We start from the raw sequence: 18,639 nt of genomic DNA on the forward strand, positions 1-18,639 counted from the left end.
ACGCTATCGCAGGAAACGGTTTCGCATGCGCATCCTGATGGCCTGTGCCGCCTTTCCGCCCTTCATCGACGGGGGCGGTCCGATCTCCGCCCTTCTGCTCGCCCGCATGCTGCAGGACGAGGGGCATGACGTGCGCGTGCTCAACGCCGGCGACCACGACGCCGACGAGATGATCGAAGGCGTGCCCGTCCGCCGCATCGCCGCGCCCAATGTCTACTGGAATTACCGGGTGCCGCGTCCGACCTGGAAGAAGCTCGTCTGGCACGGTCTGGAAAACGGCAACCCGCGCGCCTTCTCCGCGATGCGCCGGGAAATCCGCGCCTTTGCGCCGGATATCCTGCTGACCGACAGCATCGAGAACATCAATGTCGCCACCTGGGCCGCCGCCCGGTCGCTCGGCGTTCCGGTGGCGCACACGATCCGCAGCGCCTTCCTGTTGTGCTGGCGCGGGGTGATGCAGCGCCAGGGGGTGAACTGCGACGGCCAGTGCCTCACCTGCTGGACGTCGGCGCTGGGCAAGCGCTTCTTCAGCCGCTTCGTCGACGGCGTCTGTGGGGAATCCGACGACGTGATCTCGCGGCATGTCGAGCGCGGCTATTTTCCCAACGCGCTGGTGCGCCGTATCCCGGGCGCCATCGAGCGCATCGTCGCCGAGGGCCCCCGCGCGGCGCCGCGCGACCGGCCGCTGAGGATCGGCTTCATCGGCGTTCACACCCGCTTCAAGGGGCTCGACGTGTTCGGCCGGGCCGCCGCCCGCCTGGTCGAGACGCTGCCGGAGGCCTCGGTCGCGTTTCATGTCGCCGGCACCGGCAACGCGGAGGACGAAGCCCGTCTCACCGCCGATTTCCCAAGGGATCACACCCGCTTCTGGGGCTGGGTCGATCCGCAGGACTTCTTTCCCGAGATCGATCTGCTGGTGTTCCCGTCGGTCGGTCACGAAGCCTTCGGGCGGGTCGCCGTCGAGGCGTTCGCCCATGCCGTTCCCGTGGTCGGCTCCGATCTCGGCGGCATCGCCGAAACGGTGCGTGACGGCGTCAACGGCCTGCTGTTTCCCGCCGCCGACGATGCGGCCCTGGCCGACCGTCTGACCCGCGTCGCGCGCGATCCCGACCTCTACGACACCCTGTCGCGCGGTGCGCATGCGGCCGCGCATGCCTACCTCCGGCCGACGATCGCCGGCCTCTACACGCAATTCCTGCAGGATACGATGACCCATCACCACGCCCGTCCGATCACGACCGACGAACGCGAGGTGGCGCTGTGACGCGCGTGCGCGCCTTGATCAAGGGAAAGAACTTCAAGCGTCTGTCGTGGTCGCTCGGCAGCCGGCTCGGCAGCACGGTGCTGAGCTTCGTCGTGCTGTTCGCCGCCAGCCGCTCGCTGGAGACGGCCGACTATGGCCTCTACATCTTCCTGTTCTCGGTCGGCACCTCGCTCGGCCTGATCTTCACCTTCGGTCAGCACGTCCTGCTGGTGAAGCATTTCCGCGTGCAGGACCATCGGCGCGGCAAGACCAACCAGCGGCTGCTGCGGGTCAACGCGCTGTGGCTCGGCGCCGGCTGCGGACTGCAACTGATCGCGGCCCTCGGTGTCTGGCTGGTGTCCGACCGGCTGCCCGCGCCCTATGACGCGCTGCCGGTCGCGCTGGTGTTCGGGGCGGTCTTCACGCTCGGCGAGTATCTGCAGAATTATTTCCGCATCCACGGCCAGATCGTGATGGCGCTCGTGCCGCGCGAGAACCTGTGGCGGGCGCTGAGCGCCCTGGCGCTTCCGGCCGTCGCCTATGCCGGTCTGCTGAGCGGCGGCGTGATGGCGATGGAGGTGGTGACGGCCCTTCTGTTCGTGCTCGTCGGGTTCCAGACGGCCTGTTTCCTCATGCGCGAGGGGATGACCTTTCTGCGCGCGCGCCCCGGCGAACCCGCGATCCCCTGGGGGGCGTGGACCCGCGAGACCATGGTGTTTTCCGCCAACGGCTTCTTTCTGGCCGCGGCGGTCTATTTCGAGACGATCGTCATCGGTCTGGCCATCGGGCTGGAGGCGGCGGCCTTCTACTTCGTGGCCTATCGCATCGCGATGCTCCTGACCCTGCCGGTGCTCGCCATCGACACGGTCGGCGTGCCGCTGATCGCCGCGAAGTTCCAGGAGGACGACCGGCCCGGCGCGCAGCGTCTGGTGTCGATGCTGTCGGCCGGCAGTTTCGCGCTCGCCGTGCTCGGCGGGGTGTTCCTCTTCGTCGTCGGCCCGTTCGTGCTGCACCTGTTCGATCCGGCCTTCGTGGAGCATGAGGACGTTCTGGTGTTGCTGTCGCTCGCCGCGATCAGCCACGCCTTCTTCGGCCCCGGCACCTGGCTTGCGATGATCGGCGGCGGCGAGACCTACCTGCTGAAGATGCGCAGCGTCGTCTTCCTGGTCTATGTGGCCGGGCTGCTCGGTCTCGGCGTGGCCTTCGGTCTGGCCGGCGTCGCCATCGCCAGCTGGGCACAGCTCGTGGTCGTGCATGCCCTGTCCCGGCGGTGGGTGATGAACCGCTGGCAGGTCGACAACATGGCGACCTCGGCGCTTTGGCTGTGGCGCAACCGTCACCGGATGCAAGGACAAGACCGCCCGCAGGAGAGCGCCCATGCACGCTCGTGACCGGCGCCGAACGGGACGCGGCGCGGCATGGCTCGTCGCGCTGGCCCTGATCTGGACGGCGGCCAGCGGCGTCCTCGCCCCGGCGGCCGCCGAATGCCTGCGTGGCGCGAATGCCGCCGGAGCGGATTTCGGCGTGGTGCCGGGCGAGCACGGGCGGACCTATTTCTGGCCCTCGCGCGCGACCTTTGCCTATCTGCGCTCAAAGGGCATGAACGTCGTGCGCCTTCCGTTTCGCTGGGAGCACCTGCAGCCGGCCCTGAACCGGCCGTTCGAGCCGGTGGAACTGGAGCGGCTGACAACGGCGGTGGAGACCGCCACCGGCCTCGGGCTGACCGTCATTCTCGATCCGCACAACCACGCCAAATACTTCGGCAATGTGGTCGGATCGCCGCAGGTGCCGCGCGCCGCCTTCGTCGATCTCTGGCGGCGCCTGTCCGCGCTCTACGCGGGGCGCGAGGACGTGATCTTCCTGCTGATGAACGAGCCGATCCATGTGACGGCGCGCGACTGGCTCGGCTCGGTCAACGCCGCGATCGCCGCGATCCGCGAGACCGGCGCCGACAATCTGATCATGGTGCCGGGCACCGAGTGGAGCGCGGCCGTCAACTGGTTCACGGCGCAAGACGGCGGTTCCAACGCCGAGGTCTTCACCCGGGTGGAGGATCCGCTCGACCACTACGCCTTCGATATCCATCAGTATATGGACGGAAACTTCTCCGGCACCTGGGAGGCCTGCGACCGGGCCGAGGAAGCGCTGGGCTTCGTCTCGCGTGTGACGGACTGGCTGGAGGAAACCGGCAATCGCGGCTTTCTCGGCGAGTTCGGCGGACACGCCCGCCCCGATTGCTATCGCGGGCTCAACGCCATGGTCGCGCATATCAATTCGCGCCCCGACGTGTGGATCGGCTGGGCGATCTGGGCGGCGGGCGATGCCTGGGGGGACTATCCGCTGTCGATCCAGCCGCGCGACGGCAAGGACCGGCCGCAGCTGGTCGCGATCGAGCGCCAGATCCCGCGCCGCAGCGCGGCCGCGCGGGCCTGTCCCGCGCTCGCCAGACCCGGAGACCGGCCCGAACAGCGACCCGAGGATCCGTCCGCCGCCGGGGAGGGCACGCAATGACCCTGATCGCCGGCAGCCGCCGCGCGCTTGCGCTGACCGCCGGACCGGCCCTCGTCACCCATGGCAGGGGCCGCGTCGGCGTCGTCATCTGCGATGCCTGGGGCTATGACGCGCTGTGCGCGCGCCGCAGCCTGCGCATCCTGGGCGACCGGCTGGCGGAGGCGGGCTATCCGAGCCTGCGCTTCGACTGGCCGGGCACGGGCGACGCCCTGGATGTCCCCGGGGACGCCGATCCGCTGGGGCTGTGCGATGCCGCGCTCGACGAGGCGATTGCCCGGCTGAGGCGCGAGACGCGGGTCGAGGCGGTCGTCCTGATCGGCCTCGGCTTCGGCGCCCTGTTGGCGCTTCGCGCGGCGGAGCGCGCGCCGGAGCCTCTGGCCGGGCTGGTGCTGATGGCGCCCTTGGTCAAGGGGCGGACGTGGCTGCGCGAGCTTCAGGCCCGGGCCGCGCTGATCGGTGAAATCACCGGTGCGCCGCCCCGACCCGGTTCCGACGATGCGCTGGAGATCGCGGGTCTGGCGATGTCGACGCGTCTTGCGGACACAATGCGCGCGCAGGACCTCTCGACCCTCGCCCGCCCGCAGGCGGGGCCGGTCCTGGTGATGCCGCGCGCGGGCAAGACCGGCGAGGACCGCCTCGCCGGACGCCTTGCGACGGAGGCGGGCGACGCGACGATCCCCTTCGAGGGCTATGACGAGATGATGGGCGATCCGACCGGATCGCAACCGCCGGAGCTGGCCTTCGACCGGCTGATCGACTGGCTATCGGCCGCCGTGCCCTGCGGACAGGGCGCGGGGCCCGAGGCCCGCATCGTCGAGGCCGGCGAATTGCATCTGCGCGGCGATGCCTTTCGCGAAACGCCGATCCTGTTCGGCCCGCAGGACCGGCTGTTCGGCGTCTGGTGCGCGCCGGCGCGCGCCGTGCCCTACGCCCGCCCCGTCCTGCTGCTCAATGCCGGCGCGACGCCGCATGTCGGTTGGGCGCGCGGCAACGTGGAGATGGCGCGGGCCCTGGCGACGCGCGGGGTCGCGTCGCTGCGCATGGATGCCGCCGACATCGGCGATGCCCGCCCGGTGCCGGGACGGGCGGAGATCGTTCATTACGATGCCGCCCAGATCGCCGATCTCGCCAGCGCGCTCGACGTGATCGGCCTGCGCGCCGGCGCCAGCGGCGGCACGGTGGTCGTGGGCGCCTGCAGCGGGGCCTATCTGGCGCTCAACGGCGCGGTGGCGGACCGGCGGATCGCGCATGTGGTGGCGGTGAACCTTCAGCGCTTCCTGTGGGACCCGCGTGACGACGTCGCGGCGGTGCTCAAGTTCGGCCATACCTCGGCGCAAGGCTACGGGCGCAAGCTGTTCGAGGCCGACAAGTGGCGCCGCGTGATCGCCGGCAAGAGCGATCCGCTCGGCATCGCCCGCAACCTCGCGCTGCGCGCCTGGCGCAAGGGCGAGCGCGCCCTGGCGCCCTGGCTGTTCGGCCTGTCGCCGTTTTCCCGGCTGTACAACGAGGTCCACACGAACCTGTGGGTGCTCGCCCAACGCGATGTGCGGCTGGACCTGCTCTTCAGCGAGGGCGATCCGGGTCTTGCCCAGTTGCGGGCCTTTTTCGGTTCGGGAGCGCGGCGCATGGCGGACTATCGCAACCTTGCCGTGACCCGTATTCCCGATACGGATCACAATCTGACGCCGCGCGCGGCGCGCGCTCAGGTGCTGGAGCATGTCGCGGCTGCCGCGCGGGCCTCGGTGCAGGCCGCTCAGGCGGCGGAATAGAACACCGGCGTTCCGCCGAGCGCGACCACATGGCCGCCCGGCGTGGCATCGCCCGCCGGCAGCAGGCGCACCGTTTTCACCCGGCCCGGCGCGAGATGGAACCAGTTGTCCTCCGGCCGCAGGGCATCGTCGCGGATCGCCACCGATTGCGCGACCCGGTCGGTCTCCAGATCGAGCGCGAAGCCCGCGTCGCCCAGATCGCGCAGCTGCACTGAAAGTGCGGCTCCGGGCGCGATCCGACCCCGGCCGAGCGGGAAGTGAAACGCCTCGTCGAGCGTTGCGTCGGTGTCGGGATCGGCGAGGCGCACATGCACCGTGTCATGGGACGGCGGGCCGAAGCGATAGGCATGGGTCACGTCGAAGAAGGCGCCGATCAGATCGGTCGCCGCCAGCGTGCGGGCGTCATGGGCCGCGAGCGTGAGATCGGTCGCTCCGGATGCGACGGCGAGCCGCCCTTCGCGCAGGCAGGCGATCTCGACACGCACCGGCCTCGCCTCGCCCGTGTCGTTCGCCAGATGAAGGGCGAGCCCGTTGGTGCCCTCGTCGGTCACGCTCACCTTGAGCGGGCGAAAGGCGCGCTTCAGCGCGTACCAGGCGGATTTCGGGCGACCCGCATGGTCGACCACGCCCCAGCCGGCACCGGGCGCGAGGTCCTGAAAGGTCCACACCAGCGCCCCGCGACAGGAGGAGCCCGGCCGCCGCCACTCGGCGAATGTCGCGTCCATCACCTCCGCAACGGCCGCGCGGCCGTGGTCGAGATAGGCCTGCGGGTCGCCATAGCGCAGATCGCGCGGGTCCACGCCGTAGAGCACCTGCACATAGTGGTCGCGGACATCCTCGAAGTCCCAGCCCACGCCCCGGTCGCGCGGCACGCCGCCTTTCCAGGCCGGATCGTGTCCCGGCGCGGCGGCGCCCGGCAGATCGTCGGCCTCGGGCACGTTGGAAAAGGCGAGACATTCGGCGGCGAAGCGCACATTGGCGCGGCGCGCGTCCTCCAGCGGGCGGCGATAGGCGCCGACGCCATAGTAATGCGCAATGCCGGCATTCGGCGAAAACGGCAGCGCCCCGCCGGACGGCGAATTTTCCACATAGACCGCGTCGGGACGCACCTCGGCGACGGTGGCGGGCAGGATTTCGGTGGTCAGTGGGCCCCGCCAGCGGTCCTCGCCGACGCCGGTCATGGCGCCCTGCTGATACATCTCGCTGCCGCCGCAGACCACGGCGAGCGAGGGCGCCGCGCCCGCGAGTCCCATCAGGTCGCGGGTCTCGCGCGCAACCGCCTCGACGAAACCCTCGTCCTTGACCGGATAGTCGAAATTCGCGAAGGGAAGATCCTGCCAGACGAGCAGGCCGAGTTCATCGCACAGGTCGAAGAAGGCCGGGCCTTCCGGTGCCATGGTGCCGCCGATGCGCAGCATGTTCATGCCCGCCTCGCGGGCGAGCGCGAGCCAGGGCCGGTAGTCGTCGGCGTCGCAGGGAAGGCGCAAAAGGTCGGCATTGGTCCACACCGCCCCGCGACAGAACACCGGCACGCCGTTGACGAGGAGACCGAAGCCGTCGCCGTCCGGGCCGCGATCGACCGTCAGACGGCGAAAGCCGGTGCGACCCAACGCAAGCGTCCGGTCGCCGAGATCGAGCGTGACCTCGTGCAGATGCGGCGTGCCATGGGTGTGCGGCCACCACGCCTCGATGCCGGGCAGCAGCATCTCGGCGCGCCAGACCCCGTCGCCGGCGGGGTCCAGCGGCGCGCGCCAGCCGGCGCAAACGATCTCCGCTTGGCCCCCTGCGGGTCTTTCGGCAAGGCGCAGGGAGACGGTCAGCCGGCCGGTGCCGTCTTCCTCCAGCGCGCTGTCGAGCCGCACGTCCTCGACTTCGACAACGGTCTCGGGCACGAGCGCGAGCGGCCGCCAAGTGCCGACGGCGTGGATCGACGGGCACCAGCCGGGCATGCGCCCGAGCAATGTGGTACGCACCAGCCGCAGGCCCGCATGATCGGCGAGCTGCGTGCGCCAGCGCGCGCGCGGCCCCTTGCGGGCGAGATGCGGTGTCAGCGCGCGAAAGCACAGGAGCAGCTCGGCCGGACCGTCGAGGTCGAGCGCGATCTCATGAGTCGCGAACATGTCGTCGGAAATCAGGATCGGCGCGCCGTCGAGCCAGGCCTCGCAGATGGTCGCAAGCCCGCCGGAGACGAGCCGATGCGCGCCGCTGGCCCGCGGGGCGAGGCGGGTGCGATACCACACGTCGCGGTCGTGCAGCGGCTGCGGCGCGGCCGGGTCGAAGCGGCCCGCCTCGGCCAGGGCGGCGGCCGCGGTGCCGGGCACCGTGGCTGCGATCCACCCGGCGGTGTCGTTGCACGCCTGTGGCCCGCTCCAGGCGCTGGCCTCGGTGACGCACATCTCCCAGACCGCCTCGGCCAGCAGGTCGTGATGGGGATCGAGAAGGCGGAGATCGAGCATCGGGGCAAACCGCTGGTTGGACGACACGACGACACGACGGCAGGCCGAAGGGGCGAAAGGGGCGGGGGGCGGATGCCCCTCAGGCGGCGCGGGTCCGCCCGGCGTGATCCGCGAGCTTGCGCCCGAGGCCGTCCATCAGCCTGTCCCAGGCCTCCATGGCCGGCGTCAGCCCGGCGTCGAGCCCGGAAAAGCGCTTGCGCGCCAGCGCACGAGCGAGCTGGAACTGCAGGCTCTTTGCCGTCTCCGCGATGGCGCGCGCCGCCGCCGCCTCCTCGGCGAAGCGGCCGTCCGGGGCGATCCAGTCGAGATGGTCGCCCGCCAGCTCGAAATTCGCCCCCACCTGCCGCAGCGTGTTGAAGGCATAGGCGTGAAATGCCTCGAAGGGGCGTTCGGCGAGCGCTGCCACATCCTCGGCGAAGTGAGCGGCGAAGGCGGCAAGCGGGTTCGACGCGGGACGCCGGGCGAAATGGCGGGCGAGCAGCGCCTCAGCCATTTCCCGTGTCGCTGCCGCGTCCGGCGCCGTTTCGGGAAACTTGGCGAATTCCGTGTAGGGCAGGAACGGCAGGGCCTGTGCGTGATCCCCGCGCTGGAACACACCGTCGAAATCCTCGCCTTCAAGCGCGAAGAAGCCGCCATTGTGGAAGTAGGACAGCCTGCGGCGCTCGGCGTCCAGCGCGGTCGGCGCGATGGTGGTCTTGCCGTGCTCGCTGCGATAGGTCACGCCGTGGGTGTCGGGCAGGAAGTAGCTGTCGACCTCGACGAGGCACAGCCGTCCGCGCGCGATCTGGGTCGCGACATGGCGCTCGACCGGCTCGTAGACGGCAAGCTCCGTGGCGCGGATGCCGTAGAGCGCCTCGAGATCCTCCAGCGGCACCTTGAAGAAGGTGAACTGGTCGCCTTCGAAATCCTGCGTCAGCGTGAAGCCGAGCATGGCGCGCGGCTCCAGATCGAGGGCCGAGAGCACCTCGATCCACAGATCCACGTAGCAATTGGTTTCCGGCCAGATGCGCGTCGCGGCGTGCAGGGCATGCGGCGTGTGGGCGTCGGCGCTCAGGCGCGCGAGTTTGTCGAACATCCTGCCTCCACGTGTCAGCCCCACAGGGCGGCGCGCACCGGCGCCGGCCAGTCGGCGGTCTCCAGTCCGTGCCGGGCGAACAACGCGAGCGCGATGCGTTCCAGCCCGAAACCGACGCAGCCCGTGTGCGCCACCGCGCCGTCGGATGTCTGCAGTCCCCAGGTCTCGCCGAAATGGTCCTGGTGGTAGTTGAAGCTCAGGCAGGCGGTCTTCTTCGCCTGGGAGGTGACCGGGATCAGAAGCTCGAACTTGAGCTTCTGTTCGCGCTGCGAGTTGCCCATCATCTTGCCGGCGCGGCCGAAGAAGGGATCGTTCGCCGTGTCCAGCTCCACGTCGAGCCCGACGGCCTCGATCAGCCGCTGGCCGCGCTCCATCCAGTCGGCGCGAAACGCCATCACCTCGTCCGGCGTGCCGATGCGCACGAATTCGCGCATGCGGAAGAGCTGCATGCGGGCCGGGTCCTTGGAGGGCTCGTGGCGGAAGCAGTAGGACTGAAGGTCGAAGAGCCCGCCGCCCTCGCCAAGCGGTCCGCGCCGAGCGATGGTCGGATAGAGCGGATAGCAGGCCGCCGGCGTCAGCACCACGTCGGTCGCCTTCTGTTCCTTCGTCCAGTCCTCGCCCTCCGCCATGCATTGCAGCAGGTTCATGTGGTCGAGCTCACAGCCGCAGAAGCTGTGCACCGTGCCGGCGAGCTGCGGAAAGCTCTTCATGTAGCCGGAGCCCTCGAAATGGGCCTTGTTCATGCCCGGCGGAAAGCGGATCACCTCGGGCTTGGCGTCGGCGGGCGCATGGGCGTCGATCAGCGCCTCGAAGCGGGCGATGACGTCCTCGAAGGCGCCGCCGCGGCCGTAAAGACCGTCGACGCCGGTGTCGATCAGGTGCCCGGCGGCGAACAGCCGGTCGAGCAGCGAGGTCTGCATGTCCATGACGTGCGGTCTCCGGTCAGCTGAGCAGGCTGGTGTCCTGCTTGTGGATCAGGAGCATGGTCGACGTATTGCCGAGAATGCGGTCGTTGGAGATCATCAGCTGCGCCGAATGGGCGTCGCGCAGATGCCGGCCGAGGCTGAAGGGCGTGCCGTTCTTGTAGGCCAGGATGCCGCAGATCAGCATGCAGTGGTTGATGATCGTCAGGATCGTCTGGGAACTGGCGATCTTGAGGTTGTTCATCGCCACCGCGAAGCTCATCGACGACAGCTTGTCGTCGTCGGTCTTCGCCTGTTCGTAGGCCTCAAGGGCCGCGACGATGCTCGCCTTGACGCCCTGCAGCAGGCTGGAGGCTTCCGCCACGCGGATCGCGCCCGGCGGGGCGGCCTCGGGCGACTTGCGGGCGGCGGCGCGCACGAAGGCCTGCGCCTTGGCGAAGGCGTCGGCGGCGATCCCGTACCACACCGCGCTCCACAGGATGTGGGCATGCGCCAGCATGGACTGGGCGGCGATCTCGGCGAAGGGACGCGGCAGGATCTGTTCCGCCGGCGCCTCGCCCTTGAAGACATAACCGTCGGAACAGGTACCGCGCATGCCGAGCGCGTCCCAGGTATGGGTCTTCTCCAGCGTGTACTGGTCCTTCAGGAAGACGGTCATCACCTGATCGCTGGGCGCCGCGTCGGCGTGACTGCGCGAGGTGATGAGGATCGCGTCCGACTGGTCGCCGTAGGAGATGACGGTCGCGTTCTTCTCCAGCCGGCAGGTGTCGCCGTCGACCGCGATGGCGCAGATGGAGTTGCGCAGGTTGCCGCCGATCCCGCCCTCGGTGGTGGCCGAGCCGAGCAGCAGCTGCTCGCCGGCGACGCGCGCCATGAAGGCCTGATGCCACGGCGCCTCGCCGCCGTGGGTGACCAGACTGGAGGCCTTGATCTGATGCATGGCGAAGATCATCGCCGATGCGGAGCACGCCCGCCCCAGGATCGAGCACAGTTCCGCGATCTCGGCGGTCGAGGCGCTCTCGCCCCCCAGCTCGGCCGGGATCTGGATGCCCATCAGCCGTTCGGCGCGCAGCGCGTCGACCGCCTCCTGAGGGAAGCGGCCCTCCCGGTCGACGCTGTCGGCATGGGCTGCGGCGATATCGGCGACGCGGCGCATGCGCGCGCTCAGGTCGCCCGTCGGGGTGCGGGTGTGAATGGTCATCATGCGGCCTGCTGATCGCGGGTCAGCTCGTCGACGGCCTCGGCGATGGCCGCGATGGTCTGGAAGGTCTTGCGGTTCAGCCGGTTTTCGGGGAACTCGATGTCGAATTCCTCCTCGATCGCCAGCATCAGCTGCACCGAGGCGAAGGACGAGAGGCCGGCGGCGTAAAGGTCGCCGTCGTCGGCGAGCGTCGAGACCTCAACCGGGAGCTTGCCGTGCTTTGCGACGATATCGCGAATGGTCTCTGCCGTGGCCATGACCCATCTCCTGTTCGACGTTGAGCGTGTCTTTTTGAACGTGTCTTCTTGGCGTCGGGCCGGTTTCCCGCCCGACTGTGCTGGAACGAAGGTATTGCACGTGTGTATTGACAATATCTGAAGTTGTTTTTGCAGGCCTCGGTTGTTTTTCGGTAAGGTTAATCGGGACTTTTCACGAGGGGTGTCCTTCGCCAACCGGGTTTGCGGCAGCGCATCGCACGCCGGCCGGCTCTTCGCGGCCGCCTTGCGAGACCTCTCGCCCTGCCGTGCGGGACGCCCCGCCCGGAGTGTCCCGCGAGCACCTGGCCCGAAGGACTCTTTTAATTGACCGTCCGGTCGATCAATTATTATATGAACGCGGCGGTGCCTTGACCTCGCGCCCGCGCGCGCCGACAAGGCCGTCGAACGTGTCAGGAATCATTGCCCGCGGGAGGGGCTGTCATGCGTCACGCCTATATTGTCGACTATATCCGCACGCCAATCGGGCGCTTCGGCGGCGCGCTGAGCGCGGTGCGGGCCGATGATCTCGGCGCCGTGCCGCTCAAGGCCCTGATGGAGCGCAACGCGCAGGTGGACTGGGCGCGGGTCGACGACGTGATCTATGGCTGCGCCAACCAGGCGGGCGAGGACAACCGCAACGTCGCGCGCATGGCGGCGCTTCTTGCCGGCCTGCCGGTCGAGGTGCCGGGCACCACCGTCAACCGTCTGTGCGGCTCGGGCATGGACGCGCTGATCATGGCGGCGCGCGCCATTCGCACCGGCGAGGCCGATCTGATGATCGCCGGCGGTGTGGAAAGCATGTCGCGCGCGCCCTTCGTCCTGCCGAAGGCCGATGCGGCCTTTTCCCGCAAGGCGGAGATCCACGACACCACCATCGGTTGGCGCTTCGTCAATCCCTTGATGAAAAAGCAGTATGGCATCGACTCCATGCCCGAGACGGCGGAAAACGTCGCCGAGGACTTTTCCGTGGCGCGGGCCGATCAGGATGCCTTCGCGGCGCGTTCCCAGGCCCGTGCCGTTGCCGCGCAGGAAAACGGCCGGCTGGCGAAGGAGATCGTGGCCGTCACCATCCCGCAGCGCAAGGGCGATCCGGTCGTGGTGGAGCGCGACGAACATCCGCGTGCCGGAACGACCGCCGAGACGCTCGCCAGGCTGCCGACGCCCTTCCGCGAGGGCGGATCGGTGACCGCCGGCAACGCGTCCGGCGTCAACGACGGCGCGGCAGCACTCCTGATTGCCTCGGAAGAGGCGGTCAAGGCCTATGGGCTGACGCCGATCGCGCGGGTGACCGGGGGGGCGACCGCCGGCGTGCCGCCGCGCATCATGGGCATCGGTCCGGCACCCGCCACGCGCAAGCTGATGGCGCGGCTCGGGCTGACCATCTCCGATTTCGATGTGGTGGAACTCAACGAGGCCTTCGCCGCGCAGGGGCTGGCGGTGATGCGCGACCTCGGTCTTGCCGACGACGCGGAGCACGTCAATCCGAACGGCGGCGCCATCGCGCTCGGCCATCCACTCGGCATGTCGGGCGCGCGCATCGCCGGCACGGCGGCGCTGGAACTGGCGGAGCGCGGCGCGACACGGGCACTGGCGACCATGTGCATCGGTGTCGGTCAGGGCATCGCCTGCGCCATCGAACGCGCCTGATCCCGCGAGACGTCCCCGTCAGGCGCGTGGGACGCGCCTGACGTTGACCGGCCGGATTGGCCAGCCGAGGCGATCTTTTCACTCTGGCAAGGCGGCCAGATCGCGATGGCCCACCCGGGTGACGAGCTCGCCCGCCGCGATCTGCGCCCGACGCAGCGTGTGCCAGGTTTCGAGGGCCTGCGCGTCGACCCCCATGTCGCGCGCGGCCTCGACCCATCCGCCGACCAGCATCTCCTGAAACGCGGTTTCCTCCGGCCGGGCGATCCAGTCGGAGGCGCCGTCCTCGACGCCGAAGCCGTGCCGGGCGAAGGTCTCGCGGGTGTGATCGGCGGCCGAGGGCCCGAGCGCGGGACCGAACCCCTTGTCGCCGCGCTGATGCGCGTTCATCGCCGCGCGCACGGGCGCGTCGAGCGGGTCCGCGGGCGTGAGCGTCATGCGCCCGTCGTAGCTCAGCATGGCGAGAAACGGCAGACCGTGTGCCGCCAGCCGCTCGGCGAGCGCATCGACCCAGGTCGCCGACACCAGATCGAGAAACGCCGAGGTCGTCACCGCGTCGACGCCGGCGAGCAGATCGTCCGACAGGCCGCCGGCCAGATCGGTCTCGACGATTTCCACCTGCGAATCCGCGTCGCCCGGATGCGCGCGTGCCGCCGCGATCAGCGCGGGATCGTATTCGGCGAGCCGCCAGCGGCAGGGCATGGGCAGATGAGGTTTGAGCGCGCGCAGGGTCGCGCCCGTGCCCGCGCCCAGATCGAGCAGGGTCACGGGGCCCGCGCCGTGACGACGGGCCAGGAACGCCACGAAAGCCTCGCGCACCGCCACGTTGCGCGCGCGCAGATCGACCGGCTCGCGGGCCGAAAGCCAGTCCGCATCGAAACCGCTCATCGGGAGATCTCCTCAAGCATCGCGCCAAGCCGGGCGGCCTGTGCGTCCCAGTCGGGCAGGGCCACCACATGCGCCCGCGCGGCCCGACCCATAGCCGCGCGCAGGGCGGGATCGTCGATCAGCCGGCAAAGGGAGGCGGCGACCGCCGCCACATCGCCGGGCGCGTGCACGACGCCGGCCGCTTCATTGTTTGGCGCGTGCTTCAAGCCCGCCGCTTCTTTGTCCGGCGCGTGCCCGAGGCCCGCCGCCTGGGGAACAGTGTCGGCGACGGCGCCGGTTCCGGTGGCGACGACGGGAAGCCCATGCGCCATCGCCTCGACGAAGGCCATGCCATAGCCCTCGTAAAGCGTTGTCAGCACGAAGAGATCGGCGCTTGCGTAAAGTCGCTCGAGATCACGGCGCGCCAGCGCGCCGTGAAAGGTCACGCGGTCGGCCAGACCCAGGCGTTCGACCTCGCAGGCCAGATGATCCGCGTGGCGCGGGTCGAAGGCGGCGCTGCCGGCGATGTCCAGATGGATGCGCCGGTCGCCAAGCCGGGCCAGGGCGGCGAGCAGCGTCGGATAATCCTTGCGCGGGATCAGCGAGCCGACGGCCAGCAGACGCATCGTGTCACCGGTCGGACGGTCGGTGGTCGATGAGGGCATCGGCGCGCGACCGGGTTCGAGCACCGCGAGACGATCCCGGGGCACGGCGTAGTCGCGGGCGACGAGATCGGCGGTCGCCCGGCTGGTCGTCACCACCAGACGGGCCTGCGAGAGGGCCGCGCGTTCGGCGCGGCGCAGGGTCTGCGCCCTGTCGGGCGACAGGCCGGCCTCCTCGGCGAGCGGATGATGGACGAGCGCGATCAGCCGCAGACGTCCGGCATGCGGGGCGACCACATCGCCGAGCACACCGTAGGCAAGCCCGTCGATCATCACCGCGCTGCCGTCCGCAAGCCCGGCGAGGAGCGCCTCCGCATGCCGCAGCGTGTCCGCTGCCGGATCGGGATAGCCCGCGCCGAGCGTGTGCGTCTCGACCGTCCGTCCGGCGCGGCGCAGCGCGTCGATCAGCAGCCGGTCGTAGACATAGCCGCCGGTCGGCGCGTCGAGGTCGCCGGGATAGAGAAAGACGAGCGGGGCGGGCGGTCCCGCGTCGCCGGAGATCGCGCCGTCGCTCAAATCGCGGCCTCGTACCAGGCGCGGGCGACATGCGATTCATGCAGCGTCACGCGAATGGAGGCGAGCTCCCCGCCCGGCCGGCCGAGACGGTCGGCGCGCGCGGCCTCCGCCAGCTTGTCGAAAATGTGCCGGGTCAGGAATTCGGTCGTCGTGTTCTTGCCGGCGAACTCTGGCAGGTCGTCGAGGTTCTGGAAGGCGAGGGGCGCGAGCACCTCCTTGAGCACCTCATGCGCGCGGCCGATGTCGATCACGATGCCGTTCTCGTCCAGCGTTTCGGCCTGAAAGGCGGCATCGACCACGAAGGTCGCGCCGTGCAGCTTCTGGGCGGGGCCGAAGACGGCGCCGCGAAAGGAGTGGGCAATCATGATGTGGTCGCGGACTTCGACGGAATGCATGGGCTTGGGTCTCCGGATGATGCTGAGGGAGAGGCGGAACGGCGGCGCCGGTCAGTCGGTCGCCGCGTCGTAGACGATGAGCGGGGCCTGCCCTTGCGAGGGCGCCTGAAACACGGCGGGCAGGGTATCGGGCGCCTCGGTAAAGGGGATCGGATCGGAAATCAGCGCGTCGAGTGCCGGATCACGCAAAAGTGACAGGGCCGTCGCGAGCCGACGACGATAGGTCCAGCGGCTGCGCCGCGCCGGGGGCAGCTGACCGACCTGGCTGGAGACCAGCGTGAGCCGGCGGGAGTGGAAGGCGCCGCCGAAATGCGCGGTCACCGGAGCGGTCCCGTACCAGCTCATTTCCACCACCCGCGCTTCCATCCCGGCGAGCGACAGCGCGGTGTCGAGCCCTTCGGCGTGTCCGCTCGCATGGATCACGATGTCCTGTTCGCCGGGTGCCGTGTCCGGCGTGGCGAAGGCGAGCCCCAGCCCGGCGGCCGCCTCGGCGCGCGCCGGATCCACGTCCACCAGCGTGACCGTGGTGGCCGGCAGGCGCGCGGCGAGGCGGGCGATCAACAGGCCGACGACGCCGCCGCCGACCACGGCAATGTGATCCCCCGGTGAGGCGTTTGCATCCCATAACCCGTTGAGCGCCGTCTCCATGTTGGCCGAGAGCACCGCCCGGCGCACGGGCACGTCGGTCGGCACGGGGCAGGCGGCTTCGGCGGGAAGCGTGAACAGGGACTGGTGCGGATGCAGCGTGAACACGATCTCACCCAGCCGGTCGGGATCGCCGGCGACAATTTCCCCGACGCAGGCGTAGCCGTATTTGACCGGAAACGGAAAATCGCCCTCCTGAAACGGCGCGCGCATGCGCGCCCATTCGCTCTCCGGCACCTTGCCGGAGAACACGAGCCGCTCCGTGCCGAGGCTGACGGCGCTTGCAAGCGCGCGCACGCACACCTCGCCCGGTCCCGGCGGCGGCACGTGCGCGCTGCGACGCTCGATCCGGCCCGCTTCGAGCGTCCACAGAGCCTGCGCGGGGCGCGAAAAAAAATCGCTCATGTTGCGTTGCGTCACAAATCCTCCTTAGTGCCGGAGAACGTATAGGGCGGTTGACGGACATCCCCGACGATCGGCCGACAGCGGCCCTGCGCCATCGTTTCTATGCGAAGGTTGTTGCATGTTTCAAAGAAACAATTCGAACTTTCTCATCCCCGATCCTGCGGGGCTCGGACATCCGGCCCCGGCGGTCGCTGCAGCGCACACGCCCGTGGACGCGCGCCGGCTCGCCTGGCGTCGCGCGGTCTTCGCCGGGCTCGTCGCCACAACCATGGCGCTTCTGACCGCCCTGCTCATCGTCAGCTTTTCCGCCAACGGCATCAGCTGGGGCGAGGCGGCCATGGTCGTCTGCTTCCTGCTGACGCTGCCGTGGACGGTGATCGGTTTCTGGAACGCGGTCATCGGCCTTGCGCTGATGCGCGGCACCCGCGATCCGGTGGCACAGGTCTGTCCCCTCGCGCCTGGCGACGCCGCCGGGGCGAGCCCGTCCTCGACCGCGATCCTGTCGTGCATTCGCAACGAGGACGCGGAGCAGGTCGGCACCCATCTCGATGCGATCCTGGCGGATCTGCATCGCGCGCGGCGCACGGGTGGCTTCACGCTCTATGTGCTGAGCGACACCAACGACGCGACGATCGCGCGCCAGGAGGAGACGGTCTTCGCGGCGCTGCGCGACCGCTGGTCGGGTCTCATGGAGGTCGTGTACCGCCGCCGTACCGACAATCCCGGATTCAAGGCGGGCAACATCCGCGATTTCTGCCTGCGCTGGGGCGACCGCCACGACTACGCGCTGGTGCTCGACGCCGACAGTTTCATGTCGGGCGCCGCGATCCTCGATCTCGTCGCGAAGATGGACGCCAACCCGCGTCTCGGCATCCTGCAGACGCTGGTTGTCGGCATGCCGAGCGACAGCGCCTTCGCCCGCATCTTCCAGTTCGGCATGCGGCTCGGCATGCGCTCCTACACGCTGGGCAGCACCTGGTGGCAGGGCGATTGCGGTCCCTATTGGGGTCACAATGCGCTGTTGCGTCTCAAGCCCTTCATCGAGGCCTGCCATCTGCCCAAGCTTCCCGGCGAGGGACCGCTGTCGGGCTGGATCCTGAGCCACGACCAGGTCGAGGCGGTGCTGATGCGCCGCGCCGGCTACGAAGTCCGCGTGATCCCGGCCGAGACCGAGAGTTTCGAGGAAAACCCGCCCAACCTGCTGGAGTTCATCCGTCGCGAATTGCGCTGGTGCCAGGGCAATCTGCAGTACCTCAAGCTGCTGGCCATGCCGGGGCTCCTGCCGGTCAGCCGCATCCAGCTGGTGCTCGCGATCCTGATGTTCGTCTCCGCGCCGGCCTGGATGGCCTTCATGGTGCTGGGCGCGGGCCTGTCGACCCTCGGCGGATCGGAACTGATCCAGTTCGAACAGACCTCGGGGCTCGCCCTGTTCGCCGCCATTCTGACCATGATCTTCGCGCCGAAGATCGCGACCGTTCTGGATATCCTCGCCAACCGGCGCCTGCGCCGCGCTTTCGGCGGTCCGCTGCGCGTGGTGCTCGGCTCGCTGACGGAGATCGTCTTCGCGGCCCTGCTCGCGCCGGTGATCGCGGTCGCGGTGACGCTCTTCATCGCCGGCCTGCCCTTCGGCAAGGCGATGGGCTGGGGCGCGCAGATTCGCGACACGCGGCGCCTGCCGCTGGCGCTGTCGGCGGCCAAGCTCTGGCCGCAGACGCTCTTCGGCCTCGCCGGCTTCGCCTGGGCCTTGAGCCTCGCGCCGGGCATGATCTGGCCGCTGCTTCCGGTGATCCTGGGGCCAGCGATTGCGATCGCCATGGCGGTCGGCACCTCGGGCCGGGGCGTCGGTCGTCTGGCGTTGGCAACGCAGCTGTGGCGCCTGCCGGAGGAATTGCGTCCGCCCGAATGCCTGCTTCCGCTGCGCCTGCCGGCCCATGCGGCCATCGGCGTGAGCTTCGCGCCGGTCGCGAGCTTCTTCGAGCCGGAGCCGGAAAAGGCGGACGCGTGAGGCGCCCGCCGACCCGGTCCCCAGGGGGCGCAAGGTGAGCGCGCACGATCCCGGTCCGGCAGGCG

At 69.6% G+C, this 18,639-nt stretch carries 15 protein-coding genes; 6 read left to right on the plus strand and 9 right to left on the minus strand.

From position 1 onward, the window contains the following. Window positions 1-25 precede the first annotated feature (25 nt). From ABL312_RS20295 to ABL312_RS20310, 4 genes are read left to right on the plus strand one after another with little or no spacing between them, the layout of a single operon-like run. Window positions 26-1,264, plus strand: coding sequence for a glycosyltransferase (locus ABL312_RS20295; RefSeq protein ID WP_349359212.1), 1,239 nt, complete (start codon window positions 26-28; stop codon window positions 1,262-1,264). Continuing rightward, window positions 1,261-2,634 (plus strand): lipopolysaccharide biosynthesis protein, encoded by a 1,374-nt coding sequence (locus ABL312_RS20300; RefSeq protein ID WP_349359213.1) that lies wholly within the window; start codon window positions 1,261-1,263, stop codon window positions 2,632-2,634. Before ABL312_RS20295 ends, ABL312_RS20300 begins: the two co-directional genes overlap by 4 nt. Then, entirely contained in the window at window positions 2,621-3,754 is a 1,134-nt protein-coding gene (locus ABL312_RS20305; RefSeq protein ID WP_349359214.1) for a glycoside hydrolase family 5 protein, read from the plus strand. Before ABL312_RS20300 ends, ABL312_RS20305 begins: the two co-directional genes overlap by 14 nt. Then, window positions 3,751-5,523 carry an alpha/beta fold hydrolase gene (locus ABL312_RS20310; protein ID WP_349359215.1) on the plus strand — a complete coding sequence of 591 codons (1,773 nt, stop codon included), beginning with the start codon at window positions 3,751-3,753 and terminating at the stop codon, window positions 5,521-5,523. The genes ABL312_RS20305 and ABL312_RS20310 overlap by 4 nt, the downstream gene beginning before the upstream one ends. Here the strand turns inward: ABL312_RS20310 and ABL312_RS20315 are convergent. From ABL312_RS20315 to ABL312_RS20335, 5 genes are all read right to left on the minus strand, one after another. After that, window positions 5,508-7,979 (minus strand): glycoside hydrolase family 2 protein, encoded by a 2,472-nt coding sequence (locus tag ABL312_RS20315; RefSeq protein WP_349359216.1) that lies wholly within the window; start codon window positions 7,977-7,979, stop codon window positions 5,508-5,510. The two genes, ABL312_RS20310 and ABL312_RS20315, sit on opposite strands and share 16 nt — an antisense overlap. Before the next feature lie 79 nt (window positions 7,980-8,058). Then, the gene (locus tag ABL312_RS20320) at window positions 8,059-9,054 is read right to left on the minus strand and encodes a DUF1839 family protein (RefSeq protein ID WP_349359217.1); all 996 of its coding nucleotides are present in this window, start codon (window positions 9,052-9,054) and stop codon (window positions 8,059-8,061) included. A 14-nt stretch (window positions 9,055-9,068) separates the two neighbouring features. Then, entirely contained in the window at window positions 9,069-9,980 is a 912-nt protein-coding gene (locus tag ABL312_RS20325) for an amino acid--[acyl-carrier-protein] ligase (protein ID WP_349359218.1), read from the minus strand. A 16-nt stretch (window positions 9,981-9,996) separates the two neighbouring features. After that, the gene (locus ABL312_RS20330) at window positions 9,997-11,178 is read right to left on the minus strand and encodes an acyl-CoA dehydrogenase family protein (RefSeq protein WP_349361474.1); all 1,182 of its coding nucleotides are present in this window, start codon (window positions 11,176-11,178) and stop codon (window positions 9,997-9,999) included. Continuing rightward, a complete protein-coding gene (locus tag ABL312_RS20335; protein WP_349359219.1) occupies window positions 11,178-11,435 on the minus strand; it encodes an acyl carrier protein in 258 nt (85 codons plus the stop codon). Before ABL312_RS20335 ends, ABL312_RS20330 begins: the two co-directional genes overlap by 1 nt. 441 nt (window positions 11,436-11,876) lie before the next feature. On the opposite strand from ABL312_RS20335, the gene pcaF reads away from it, so the two are divergent. Next, a complete protein-coding gene (gene pcaF / locus ABL312_RS20340; protein ID WP_349359220.1) occupies window positions 11,877-13,082 on the plus strand; it encodes a 3-oxoadipyl-CoA thiolase in 1,206 nt (401 codons plus the stop codon). 78 nt (window positions 13,083-13,160) lie between these two features. Here pcaF and ABL312_RS20345 read toward each other — a convergent pair whose 3' ends face one another. The 4 genes from ABL312_RS20345 to ABL312_RS20360 are packed head-to-tail and all read right to left on the minus strand — an operon-like array spanning window position 13,161 to window position 16,569. Further along, the gene (locus ABL312_RS20345) at window positions 13,161-13,967 is read right to left on the minus strand and encodes a class I SAM-dependent methyltransferase (RefSeq protein ID WP_349359221.1); all 807 of its coding nucleotides are present in this window, start codon (window positions 13,965-13,967) and stop codon (window positions 13,161-13,163) included. Continuing rightward, on the minus strand, window positions 13,964-15,124 hold the full coding sequence (locus tag ABL312_RS20350; RefSeq protein WP_349359222.1) for a glycosyltransferase family 4 protein: 1,161 nt from the start codon (window positions 15,122-15,124) through the stop codon (window positions 13,964-13,966). The genes ABL312_RS20345 and ABL312_RS20350 overlap by 4 nt, the downstream gene beginning before the upstream one ends. Then, the gene (locus ABL312_RS20355; protein WP_349359223.1) at window positions 15,121-15,519 is read right to left on the minus strand and encodes a 6-carboxytetrahydropterin synthase; all 399 of its coding nucleotides are present in this window, start codon (window positions 15,517-15,519) and stop codon (window positions 15,121-15,123) included. Before ABL312_RS20355 ends, ABL312_RS20350 begins: the two co-directional genes overlap by 4 nt. A gap of 51 nt (window positions 15,520-15,570) precedes the next feature. Beyond that, window positions 15,571-16,569 (minus strand): zinc-binding alcohol dehydrogenase, encoded by a 999-nt coding sequence (locus ABL312_RS20360; protein ID WP_349359224.1) that lies wholly within the window; start codon window positions 16,567-16,569, stop codon window positions 15,571-15,573. Between the two features lie 118 nt (window positions 16,570-16,687). Here ABL312_RS20360 and mdoH point away from each other — a divergent pair, with 118 nt between their 5' ends. Next, window positions 16,688-18,574, plus strand: coding sequence for a glucans biosynthesis glucosyltransferase MdoH (gene mdoH / locus ABL312_RS20365; RefSeq protein ID WP_349359225.1), 1,887 nt, complete (start codon window positions 16,688-16,690; stop codon window positions 18,572-18,574). The last annotated feature ends 65 nt before the right edge of the window (window positions 18,575-18,639 follow it).

The organism is Stappia sp. (assembly GCF_040110915.1).
Lineage (GTDB): Bacteria > Pseudomonadota > Alphaproteobacteria > Rhizobiales > Stappiaceae > Stappia.

What these genes read in the sequence shown, in the direction of transcription:
- ABL312_RS20295 (WP_349359212.1), top strand. Translation starts at nt 26, where the DNA reads ATGCGCATCCTGATGGCCTGTGCCGCCTTTCCGCCCTTCATCGACGGG.
- ABL312_RS20305 (WP_349359214.1), top strand. Translation starts at nt 2,621, where the DNA reads ATGCACGCTCGTGACCGGCGCCGAACGGGACGCGGCGCGGCATGGCTC.
- ABL312_RS20310 (WP_349359215.1), top strand. Translation starts at nt 3,751, where the DNA reads ATGACCCTGATCGCCGGCAGCCGCCGCGCGCTTGCGCTGACCGCCGGA.
- ABL312_RS20315 (WP_349359216.1), bottom strand. Translation starts at nt 7,979, where the DNA reads ATGCTCGATCTCCGCCTTCTCGATCCCCATCACGACCTGCTGGCCGAG.
- ABL312_RS20320 (WP_349359217.1), bottom strand. Translation starts at nt 9,054, where the DNA reads ATGTTCGACAAACTCGCGCGCCTGAGCGCCGACGCCCACACGCCGCAT.
- ABL312_RS20325 (WP_349359218.1), bottom strand. Translation starts at nt 9,980, where the DNA reads ATGGACATGCAGACCTCGCTGCTCGACCGGCTGTTCGCCGCCGGGCAC.
- ABL312_RS20330 (WP_349361474.1), bottom strand. Translation starts at nt 11,178, where the DNA reads ATGACCATTCACACCCGCACCCCGACGGGCGACCTGAGCGCGCGCATG.
- ABL312_RS20335 (WP_349359219.1), bottom strand. Translation starts at nt 11,435, where the DNA reads ATGGCCACGGCAGAGACCATTCGCGATATCGTCGCAAAGCACGGCAAG.
- pcaF (WP_349359220.1), top strand. Translation starts at nt 11,877, where the DNA reads ATGCGTCACGCCTATATTGTCGACTATATCCGCACGCCAATCGGGCGC.
- ABL312_RS20345 (WP_349359221.1), bottom strand. Translation starts at nt 13,967, where the DNA reads ATGAGCGGTTTCGATGCGGACTGGCTTTCGGCCCGCGAGCCGGTCGAT.
- ABL312_RS20355 (WP_349359223.1), bottom strand. Translation starts at nt 15,519, where the DNA reads ATGCATTCCGTCGAAGTCCGCGACCACATCATGATTGCCCACTCCTTT.
- ABL312_RS20360 (WP_349359224.1), bottom strand. Translation starts at nt 16,569, where the DNA reads ATGAGCGATTTTTTTTCGCGCCCCGCGCAGGCTCTGTGGACGCTCGAA.
- mdoH (WP_349359225.1), top strand. Translation starts at nt 16,688, where the DNA reads ATGTTTCAAAGAAACAATTCGAACTTTCTCATCCCCGATCCTGCGGGG.